8 protein-coding genes are annotated in these 10,516 nt (G+C 42.3%); 5 read left to right on the top strand and 3 right to left on the bottom strand.

Annotated features, from left to right (window positions below; genetic code table 11):
- Window positions 1–279 precede the first annotated feature (279 nt).
- Window positions 280–855, top strand: a complete 576-nt coding sequence (locus tag NJ959_RS19120) for a Uma2 family endonuclease (RefSeq protein ID WP_254013334.1) — start codon at window positions 280–282, stop codon at window positions 853–855.
- 85 nt (window positions 856–940) lie between these two features.
- Here the strand turns inward: NJ959_RS19120 and NJ959_RS19115 are convergent, their stop codons facing one another.
- The gene (locus NJ959_RS19115) at window positions 941–1,969 is read right to left on the bottom strand and encodes a PEP-CTERM sorting domain-containing protein (protein WP_254013333.1); all 1,029 of its coding nucleotides are present in this window, start codon (window positions 1,967–1,969) and stop codon (window positions 941–943) included.
- 504 nt (window positions 1,970–2,473) lie between these two features.
- Between NJ959_RS19115 and NJ959_RS19110 the strand changes: the two genes are divergently transcribed.
- The 3 genes from NJ959_RS19110 (at window position 2,474) to NJ959_RS19100 (ending at window position 6,933) form a co-directional block, all read left to right on the top strand.
- A complete protein-coding gene (locus tag NJ959_RS19110) occupies window positions 2,474–3,934 on the top strand; it encodes an AAA-like domain-containing protein (RefSeq protein WP_254013332.1) in 1,461 nt (486 codons plus the stop codon).
- 215 nt (window positions 3,935–4,149) lie between these two features.
- Window positions 4,150–5,058, top strand: coding sequence for a methylenetetrahydrofolate reductase (locus tag NJ959_RS19105; RefSeq protein WP_254013331.1), 909 nt, complete (start codon window positions 4,150–4,152; stop codon window positions 5,056–5,058).
- 252 nt (window positions 5,059–5,310) lie between these two features.
- The gene (locus NJ959_RS19100; protein WP_254013330.1) at window positions 5,311–6,933 is read left to right on the top strand and encodes a mucoidy inhibitor MuiA family protein; all 1,623 of its coding nucleotides are present in this window, start codon (window positions 5,311–5,313) and stop codon (window positions 6,931–6,933) included.
- A gap of 129 nt (window positions 6,934–7,062) precedes the next feature.
- On the opposite strand, the gene NJ959_RS19095 is transcribed toward NJ959_RS19100, so the two are convergent.
- Together NJ959_RS19095 and NJ959_RS19090 are read right to left on the bottom strand one after the other, a co-directional pair.
- Window positions 7,063–7,680, bottom strand: coding sequence for a hypothetical protein (locus tag NJ959_RS19095; RefSeq protein ID WP_254013329.1), 618 nt, complete (start codon window positions 7,678–7,680; stop codon window positions 7,063–7,065).
- A gap of 45 nt (window positions 7,681–7,725) precedes the next feature.
- Window positions 7,726–9,402 carry an alpha/beta hydrolase gene (locus tag NJ959_RS19090; protein ID WP_254013328.1) on the bottom strand — a complete coding sequence of 559 codons (1,677 nt, stop codon included), beginning with the start codon at window positions 9,400–9,402 and terminating at the stop codon, window positions 7,726–7,728.
- A gap of 254 nt (window positions 9,403–9,656) precedes the next feature.
- Here NJ959_RS19090 and argF point away from each other — a divergent pair.
- Window positions 9,657–10,516: ornithine carbamoyltransferase (argF, locus tag NJ959_RS19085; RefSeq protein WP_254013327.1), on the top strand; the 860-nt coding region annotated here is incomplete at its 3' end.

Here is a 10,516-nt window from a genome sequence, read left to right as displayed (position 1 = left end):
GTAACGGATGTGGCAACGGATGGGGTAACGGATGTAACGGATGTGGCAACGGATGAGTTAGCTGTGAAAAGCAAAGTTATTGGGAAAACCAATAACCCATCCGCTACATCCGCTACCACATCCGCTGCCACATCTGCTCCTGTACTCTAGAGGATATGCTACCAGGGTTTGTCTGAAATTTGACTGCGGTTTACTAAGATTAAGTTAGGATGGAAAATTGCCTTTACACTATGGCACAGATTTTAGATATAGACTATTTGCCACCAGAAAAGAAATAATATGCTGAAACCCACCATTGCCATTCCCCAAACATTTAAAGTAACTCAGGAGCAATTCCAACAAATTGCTGCCACTAACCGTGACTTAAGGCTAGAAAGAAAAGCTACAGGAGAATTAATTGTTATGCCCCCAACTGGAAGTTATACGAGCAAGCGTAACCAAGATATTTCGGGACAGCTTTGGCTATGGAATCGTCAAAGTAAGCTAGGGGTAGTATTTGACTCTTCTGGAGGTTTTAAATTGCCCAATGGTGCTGACCGCTCTCCAGATGCTTCTTGGGTTAAATTAGAAAGATGGGAAGCTCTTACGCCTACAGAAAGAGAAGGTTTTGCTCCTATCTGCCCAGATTTTGTTGTCGAACTTCGTTCTCAGTCTGACAATATGGAACCATTGCGGGAGAAAATGAGGGAATATATAGCTAATGGTGCTATTTTGGGATGGTTGATCGATCGGAAGAATCAGAAAGTGGAGATATATAGGCAGGAGCCGGATGTGGAAATATTAGATTGTCCGATGTCTTTATCTGGAGAAGATGTACTGCCAGGATTTGTCTTGGATTTGACTGAGGTTTGGTAAGTTATTGTGTTTAAATGAAAAATCTGCCGGATCTATTTCAAGAAGATACAGCAGTAATTAATATTGAGTTTCTAGTTAGATTATTTTAATTTTGGTTATTTTTACGCTTGAAGGCTGAAGTAGCGCCTAATGCACCGATTGCGAGTAAGCCTAGGGTTGAAGCGGGTTCGGGAACTTTCTCTGGATTTGGATCGAGACCGCCCGTTACTTTGAAGACATAGACATCCCCAGGAATGTTATTTCCATTGGCATTCCCGCGCAAGTCAGCAGCGTAGAGGAATTCATTGTCGAATGCCAAGTCTTCCCAGCGAGCTGCTACTGGGTCTCCATCTGGATCGAATCCCACAAGGTCTCCCGTAGTCAGATCAAAGCGAACCAGCGTCCGGGAACGTCCGGTGTCAGCATTTGAATGAACAGCGATGGCAAACAAGCTGTTATCGACCTGCTCCACACCTGACCAACCCAAGCCAGATGGACTTCCTAGTCCAGCCCACCCTGGTAATAAGGTCTTTGTCGAATCGGAGTTACTCGCGAAAAGCGTACCGTTCTTGAAAATAGACCCTACATCCGGAGAGTGCCAGGTATTTGTGCCGTCCACATCCAAGCCGTCAGAAAAATCAGCAACTGCGCTGCCGGGGCGGAAATTGGCAACCTGGTTGGCGGCAGTGATTGGGTCATAGGCGCGAAGCACAGTTCCAGGTCCTTGCTGCACAAGCTGACCAGTCGCTTTATCGAATGCCAGAGAGGCGAAGTGAGCGCCAGGAGACCCAAACGGACCAGAGCCGCCTGGATTAGTAGTGAACTGTGACTCCTGTGCGGCGGAACGGCTGATTTGCTTTACTCCACCAACTACTGGTAAAAGTGCTAACTCCGCAGCTGTGAAGTCCTTATAAGCCTTAAAGGAGTGGACTAGGCTATCTCCGGAATCGCCTTGTGTGTACCACATTAGGTTATTCTGGGAATCATAGGCGAGACCAAAAGCCCCATTAAAGTCGTTGTAAACGGCTATCGGCTGAATCTGGCCTGCCATTATCGCGGCGTTTGCTGTTGCCTGGAAAGCCAAGCCAGAAAGAGACAGCGCTGATGCCAAGCCTAAAGTGGAGATGAGCTTCATTTATGCACCTACTTACTTCAAAAAGAATCAGTAAAACCTAAAAAGTCGATAGAATCCGAAAAGCTAAATACTGAAAGATATGTATTTTCTCGGATGCCTGTTACTACCTAACTTAAACTGCCAATTAAATTCTGTCAGTAGCAAAAAGTAGCAACATTTACCGAGTTAGTTTATAAAGTTTCAGTAAAGAAGTAGGCTCGATTATGAAGCTAGTGTAAAAAGGTAGGCTCGATTGTGAAGCTAGGATGAAGAAGTAGGCTCGATTGTGAAGCTTAGATGAAGAAGTAGGCTCAATTGTGAATTCTATGTAAAGAGTATGTAAAAAGTAGGATTCCCTAAGTAAATTTTTTTTGTACATCAGAGCAGAATGAGAGCAGCCAGCCGATGTCAGCGAGTATACTTTCGGGAACTAGGACAAGATTCAGGACAATTTTTGTCCCTCAATCAGCAGCAACCAGCGTGTTGGTGAGTATATGTACCAGACTGATCGCGGACAAACATCTGATGAATATAGAAGACAGCATCGCAATCCTGCAACCTTTAGTATTTGCCAAAACTGGGAAGTACTTGGATACCCTGCAACTCAATATCCTGCGGGGTGCGTGGGATAATCAAAGCTACGAGGAAATTGCCGAGACGCACCGCTTTTCTGCTGCTCACGCTAAGACAGTGGGTGCTAATTTATGGGATTTGCTTTCTCAAGTTATTGAGACAAAAATTAATAAAAAGAATGTTCAAGTTGTGCTGGAGCGAAAATTAAAAGAATTGGCAACGGATGGGGTAACGGATGTAACGGATGAGTTGCCTGTAACAAGCGAAACTATTGGGAAAATCAATAACCCATCTACTGTGATATCCGTTACATCCGTTACATCCGTTACCACATCCGCTGCCACATCCGTTACCACCGCTGCTCCACTTTCAGAAGCCCCCGGAGGAATCGTTACTTTAAATTCCCCCTTTTACATCCCACGTCCCCCCATCGAACAACGCTGCTACGATACTATTAGGCAAGCAGGTAGTTTAATTCGGATTCAAGCACCTCGCCAAATGGGAAAAACCTCCCTCATGGCAAGGATTTTAGATTACTCAAGACAAGAAGAATATCTCACCGTCACTTTAAACCTGCAACTGGCTAGTCGAAATGTATTTAGTAATCTGGAGCGATTCTTGCAATGGTTTTGTGTCATTGTCGGGAAGAGTTTGGGATTACCGAATCAGTTGGCTGAATATTGGGATGATATCCTGGATAGTAATTCCAGCACTACTGACTACTTCGAGAATTATTTATTACCTCAAATCCATACTCCCATAGTTATCGCTTTAGATGATATGGATATCTTATTTCGCTACCCAGACATAGCATCGGATTTTCTGGGTTTATTGCGCAGTTGGTATGAGAAAGCGAGATATGGTGATGCTACCACGGATATCTGGAAAAAGCTGCGGCTATTAGTGGTTCATTCCACGGAAACTATTCTGACATCAAATACGGAACAATCGCCATTTAATGTGGGACTATTGATGGAATTGCCAGAATTTACTCCCTCACAGGTGCAAGATTTAGTACAGCGTCACGGATTAGATTGGGATAGTTATCAAATTGAACAATTAATGAATTTAGTTGGCGGTAATCCCTATCTGGTAAGGAAGGCATTATTCCATATTCATCATCAGGAAGTTACTCTGGAGCAATTATTGCCAAAATCTGCTACTAAAGGTAGAGTGTATGGGGAACATTTGCGGCGAAAATTAGGGTATCTTCAAGAGTATCCTGAATTGCTAACCAGATTAATTCAAGTGGCTACTTCGCCAATACCTGTAGAATTAGAGCGGGTGCAAGCTGTAAAATTACATGGGATGGGGTTAGTTCAGATTAGGGGCAAACAAGTAATACCTCAATGTGAATTGTATCGTCAGTATTTCAGTCAAGAGGATATTAGTGAACTAGCTATTAGCTATTAGTCATGAACCATGTTAATTATCATTATATATAGTAGGGTGCGTTACATAACGCACCCTACAGATAGTATCAAATATTGTGAAACTAGTCAGTAATTACGCAAACTCTGTCACTAAACTCCATATATATTAGCGTGCGTTACATAACGCACCCTACTTATTGTAATAGTAAGCTTTCAGTTAAGCTGTAATAACAAATGACCAACAATCAATGACCAATGACCACTTATAACACCTTTCGCACCGCTGTCAAATCTGGCGAATTTTTAGTCACAGCCGAGGTAGCGCCACCCAAGGGAGGAGATCCCCGCCACATGATTCTGATGGCACAAACTCTGAAAGGGCGCGTCCATGGAGTTAATATTACTGATGGATCGAGGGCAGTGTTGCGGATGTCGCCTCTGGCGGCTTCTGTAATTTTGCTTCAAGAGGGGATAGAGCCGATATGTCAGATGGCATGTCGCGATCGCAATCGTATCGGTTTACAAGCGGATCTCATGGGCGCTCATGCTTTGGGAATTCACAATATTTTAGCACTCACAGGTGACCCGGTGAAAGCTGGCGACCATCCGGATGCCAAGAGTGTTTTTGATGTGGAATCGGTGCGCCTGTTGCAGTTGATTGGTAAGTTGAATCGGGGATTATGTGGCAATGGCAAACCGTTAACGGATGGTAGCACAGACTTATTCCCTGGTGCAGCAGTCGATCCCCAGCTTGCGAGTTGGTCTGGATTGCAGCGACGCTTTGAGCGTAAACTAGAAGCGGGTGCAGAATTTTTCCAAAGCCAATTGATTACAGATTTCGAGCGGCTGGAAATATTTATGGATAAAATTGCAGCAGGAACCAATAAACCAATTTTAGCAGGGATTTTTTTGCTTAAATCTGCTAAGAATGCTGAGTTTATTAATAAAAATGTTCCCGGTGTCAGTATTCCTCAATCTATTATTGACCGATTAGCAGGAGCAGCAGATCCTTTACGGGAAGGAATGGAAATCGCCGCCCAACAAGTGCGGCTAGCTAAAGAATTATGTCAGGGTGTTCATCTCATGGCGGTGAAGCGAGAAGATTTAATTCCCCAAATTCTCGATTTAGCCGGAATTTCACCGATAAATGCGGTAAGTGGTTAGAAAGGTGTTGCAGCGGATGGGGTAACGGATGGGGTAACGGATGTAAAAGGATGGGGCTAGCAAATATTCTCATTCTCTATTTCCTGTTCCCAAAGCTCGGGAAATAGGGAACTTTTAAGAGGGAATAAAAATTCCCCATTCCCTATTCCTCGGAATACTTCTCAGTGTTGAGTTATCTGTTTTCACTTAAAACTCAAAACTTAAAACTCTCCCTCCCCAATCCCCACGCCAACAATAAAGGATGAATCACAGATGAACAAAACAGTAGATACTCATATTAGTGAAGTAACGGTATATGACGATCAAGCGCTAGTAACGCGGCGGGGTATCGTGCAACTAACTGGTGAGGAACAGGAATTAATTATTCCTTATTTACCGACTACACTTGTTAGCGAATCTGTCCAGGTGTCTGGCGCTGGAAAAGCAGGGGTGCGATTATTAGGAGTCCGGAGTGAACGAACTCAAACCCCAACATCTCTTCACCCGAAAGTAGCACAACTTAATGAAGAAATTCGGCAGTTAGAGGAACAAAAACGTCAAGGGCAAGAGAGCATGATTTTGCTTAATTTACAACGAACTTTCATTAAAGATCTCAATAATTATTATCTAGATAGTTTAGCCAAGTCACAAAATCCGGAACCACTAGATATTGAAAAAATGGGTAATTTAATGAATTTTGTTGGGGAAAGGTGGCATACCATATCTAGTGCAATTGGGCAACATGATCGAGAACAAAAACAACTGGGTAATCAATTACAGGTTTTGCGATCGCAGTTAGATCAGCTTTCATTACCTCGCACTCAGGATAGTTTCAATATCATTATTACTCTGGAACCATTAGGTGTGGGTGAATTAGAGTTAGAAATATCGTATCTAGTAACTCAAGCTAGTTGGCAACCTCGCTATGACTTGCGCTGGCAAAGTGCTAACCAAACAGTGAATCTCATCTACCAAGCAGATGTGAAACAAAATACAGGGGAGGATTGGTTAGGAGTGGCGCTGATTCTTTCTACAGCAAAGCCAAAACTTGGTACTCAGTTACCACCTCTTACTCCCTGGTATATAGATGTTAAACAGCCTCGCGATTTAAGCCCAGGAACAAAGAGTAGCGAGCAATCTGATAAGTCCCCATCTCGTAATCCTCACCTTACCATGCCCTTTGCTGGGACAACAGTGCAATCCGACATGTTAAGTGAAGCAGAATTAGAGCGTTTGAGAGGGGAACTAGCAACGGGAGATAGTGTTAAAGTTGCGGGTATTGTCACGTTTGTGGTTAGCAGAAGGTGTAATATTCCCAGTGATTGTGCAAGTCATAAAACGATTATTTTTAATGAAGATTACCCTTGCAAATCTGAGTATATTTCTATTCCACGACGGTTAAGTTATGCCTATGTAAAAGTTGCGATTACCAATCCTTTGACTAGCGTTACTCTATTGCCGGGACAAGCGAATATTTTCCGAGATAATACATTTATTGGTACAACTCAAATTCAAAATATTGCCCCTGGGCAGGAATTTAATATTGAGTTTGGAGTTGATGAAGGATTGAAAATTGATCGGAATTTAGTCGAGAGATTAATTGATAAGAAGTTGATTGGTGATAGAGGGAGAACTACTGCTACCTACGGCTATCGTATCGCTATTACTAATTTACGAAATCAAGAGGTTGAGGTGAAGGTAATTGAACAGTTACCTGTTAGTTGTCATCAGCAATTAAAAGTCCGTCTCGTAGATTGTCAGCCGCCAATTTCCATAGGTGATATGGGTATATTAGAATGGACACTTTTTTTACCACCCCTATCGTCTCAAGATTTATCTTATCAGTTTGCGATCGAACATCCGCCAGAATTACAAGTTGCAGGTTTGGATATTTAGAGGTATAGTAATTTTCAGGTACGTGAGGTACAAAGAAACCCGGTTTCTTTAAGAAACCGGGTTTCTGAGGTGTACTTCATAAACCTGCAATCTGCTTCAACCAACAGATAAATATACTGTAGTATTCAATTACCCCAACACCTCACCTACCTGTAACTCACACTGCTGAAAAACATAGTTAACCGCCGCAAATAAACGATCCAAATCTTCAATCAAATAAGAACCACTATTTTGAGTAAAAGTATCACCTTTTAAATTACCAAACTGCCACACCAACCCATTCGATACAATCCCATATATTGTTTGCTCCAAATCCTGATTACTCTTTTGTACAGCAACCATTTCTGCTAAACACTGACCCCATCCTTCTGTAAATTTATCCTGTTTTGCCTCTACAGTCAAAAAATATGGCTTATCGAAAACCGCTGTACCGAGAGGCGATCGTGCTGCTAAAATATAATCAGGTACTCCAGATAACTTCTGGTCATAGTACAAAGTTTCGTGGCTCCACAAAATAAACTTACGGCGATAAACTTTCCATACTTCCTTTAAAACTGGATAAATCAGATTCTCACAAATGGCAGCTTCTGAATTATTAACCACTCCTTCACTAAACAGCAATTTCAACTCTTCTTTAAATGATTCTCCAACTGGAAAATCAACCTCAACCACAAAACTACTTGACAAGCACTTAATTTTATATTCCTTGGCAACAACACCAATACTCTTATAATTACTAAATGACATTTATGACACCTCTGTGCAAGATCTCTGTGTTAAAAATTACTCAACTTAATCCGATCTTGCCTCACTTCCCCTAGAAGATTTCACAATCTGTTCTCCTGTCAAAGACTCAACTAAACTCAAAGGCATAGGATATTCACTAATAAATTCACCATAACCAGCATTCAAATAACGCCGATATTCTGATTGTCCCCCAATATAAGTTTCAAAAAATGCCAAACTCAAAGCTTTCATATAATTTTGGGAAATAGTCGGATCTGGACCAAGTACTTCAGGAGGTAAATCTACCGCACTATCAGATTTGCCTAAAGCAGAAAAATGCGTACCTTTATTGAGCAAAACCAGATATTTATCCAGAGTAGTTAACCAAGTAAATGGTTGAATTTGTTCAGGCAAAGCTGGTGCGACAGTATCGTGGCTACCAGCAACTAACATCAGGGGAATAGACATTTTACTAATCTGAGACTGTCCAAATATACTACTAGCAATGGGATTAATCGCGATCGCGGCTTTAATTCGGCTATCCGCCAATTGATATTGACTCCTCGGTAACCGCAAAGCACTACATTGAAGCAATAGTGACAAATTTAACGAATTATTTAATGAAGCGCACTCCTGTGGTAATTGTTCAAAATTAATTTCCGCTCCCGCCAAGGATAAAGCAGTATAACCACCAAAAGATTGACCAATTACACCAACTTGTGTTACATTCAATTCTTTACCAAAGGAACGGGTTAGTTCATCCAGCAAAAACTTCACATCTAAAGGTCGATCGACGAACTCGCTTGGTGGAGTAACTTCACTAGCAAGCCCTTTACTTAACGCTTGGAATTGTTGAGCATTACTCCCCGGATGTTCTAATACTGCTACCGCAAATCCATAAGATGCTAAGTGTTTGGCTAAATAAGCAAAAGTCATGCGATCCGAACCCAAACCATGGGAAATTACAATTAGGGGTAATTTAGCACCACTGAGTTGAGGTAAATAAAGATCGACAGGAAAACTACGTCCTCGCCGCAAGTCATTTAGGATCAATATTTCTTTGGTATATAGTACTGAACCAGGTTGTCGTAAATCTGGCAGTATTGAGAAACTGGGCTTAATCTGATTCGGGTGATTATATTCCGTCTCAGCATTAGCTTCCGTGCGAGATTGCTGATTTACCGCCGTTATCGCTATTTCCGTTTGACGAATCTGGTTAGATAGTTGCTCAATTTCCTCAAACCCCCTTTCTGAGTTAATCTGAATCCCGTAGGTGGGAAATTCCCGCAACACATTTAACAGAGTTAACCCCTCCGGATAAGCCGCCGCTTTGATTAATGCCGCCCGAATCGCATAGAATCCTGGTTGACCCGCTTTCGTTTGGATAATTTGACCCAATCGGTTTAAAATATCTTCACCTTGGGGCGAATAGAGAAATTGCGCGATTGCAACTGGACTTACATCAATCGGCGTTAGCAATACAAGACGGAGTTGCTCCATCTGTTGAGGCTCGACATGGCTAGCATAGAATGCTAATTCTGAATCAATTTTGCCTTCTTTGGCATATACTTCCAGAGACGCAATGGGTAGAGAAAATTGTAACGGTCCTAAAGGCACATAAATTTGCTCTGCTCCTTCTACTGGCATGGAAATGAGGATGGGAGTGATGGACAATCCCAGATTCAGTAAAACCAGTTTCAGCCCAGAGGAGAGCTTTAAAAAAATCTGATTATTTTTTAACACAGGATTTCATCATTCCTTCACACTTCAACCTTCAACCTTCATCATTCCTTCACACTTCAACCTTCAACCTTCAACCTTCAACCTTCAACCTTCAACCTTCATCCTTCAACCTTCAACCTTCAACCTTCAACCTTCAACCTTCAACCTTCAACCTTCATCCTTCATCCTTCATCCTTCAAATAGCACTGTATTTTATTGCCAAATCTTGCTAGCCTACTGACAAGGATAAATCCGTATAGTTATAGGGAGATAGTATGGAGGCATTGAAAGGACGGGATCTGCTGAGTTTAGCGGACATGACTAGTGCTGAAATTCAGGACTTGTTGGATTTAGCAGCTAAGTTGAAAGGAGGAATAGTTAATCTGCGGTGCAACAAGGTGTTGGGACTACTTTTCTATAAAGCGTCTACCCGCACGCGAGTTAGTTTTTCCGTAGCGATGTACCAACTTGGGGGACAAGTTATTGACTTGAATCCCGATACGACTCAAGTCGGAAGGGGGGAACCTCTAATTGATACAGCACGAGTCTTGGATCGATATCTGGATATCTTAGCGATTCGCACCTTCGATCAGCAAGAGTTGGCACTCTTTGCCAAATATGCCCGCATCCCCATTATTAACGCTCTGACTGACTTGGAACATCCTTGTCAGATATTGGCAGATTTGCTAACTGTTCAAGAAAACTTTGGTTCCCTCGCTGGTACAACTCTAACTTATCTGGGAGATGGTAATAATGTTGCTCATTCTTTAATGTTGGGATGTGCCCTGATGGGGATGAATGTCAGAATTGCCACACCACCAGGTTATGAACCGAATCCTGATATTGTAGAACGGGTAAGGCAAATAGCAGGAGGTTCTGAAGTGATAATTACCCATGACCCCATAGTAGCAGTTAAAGGATCTAATGTTCTTTATACCGATGTTTGGGCGAGTATGGGTCAAGAATCCTCCGCTGAGGCGCGAATTCCACTTTTTCAGCCCTACCAACTGAACGAAGAATTATTGAGCATAGCTGACTCAAACGCTATTGTACTCCACTGTTTGCCCGCGCACCGAGGTGAAGAAATTACTGATGAAGTGATGGAAGGGGTGCAATCCCGGATATGGGATAAAGC

The organism is Limnofasciculus baicalensis BBK-W-15, assembly GCF_024178385.1.
Classification (GTDB): Bacteria; Cyanobacteriota; Cyanobacteriia; order Cyanobacteriales; family Coleofasciculaceae; genus Limnofasciculus; species Limnofasciculus baicalensis.
This window is presented reverse-complemented; position numbering and strand designations above follow the sequence as displayed.

Coding starts and splice junctions, on each gene's coding strand:
- NJ959_RS19120 (WP_254013334.1), top strand. CDS start 280: ATGCTGAAACCCACCATTGCCATTCCCCAAACATTTAAAGTAACTCAG.
- NJ959_RS19115 (WP_254013333.1), bottom strand. CDS start 1,969: ATGAAGCTCATCTCCACTTTAGGCTTGGCATCAGCGCTGTCTCTTTCT.
- NJ959_RS19110 (WP_254013332.1), top strand. CDS start 2,474: ATGAATATAGAAGACAGCATCGCAATCCTGCAACCTTTAGTATTTGCC.
- NJ959_RS19105 (WP_254013331.1), top strand. CDS start 4,150: ATGACCACTTATAACACCTTTCGCACCGCTGTCAAATCTGGCGAATTT.
- NJ959_RS19100 (WP_254013330.1), top strand. CDS start 5,311: ATGAACAAAACAGTAGATACTCATATTAGTGAAGTAACGGTATATGAC.
- NJ959_RS19095 (WP_254013329.1), bottom strand. CDS start 7,680: ATGTCATTTAGTAATTATAAGAGTATTGGTGTTGTTGCCAAGGAATAT.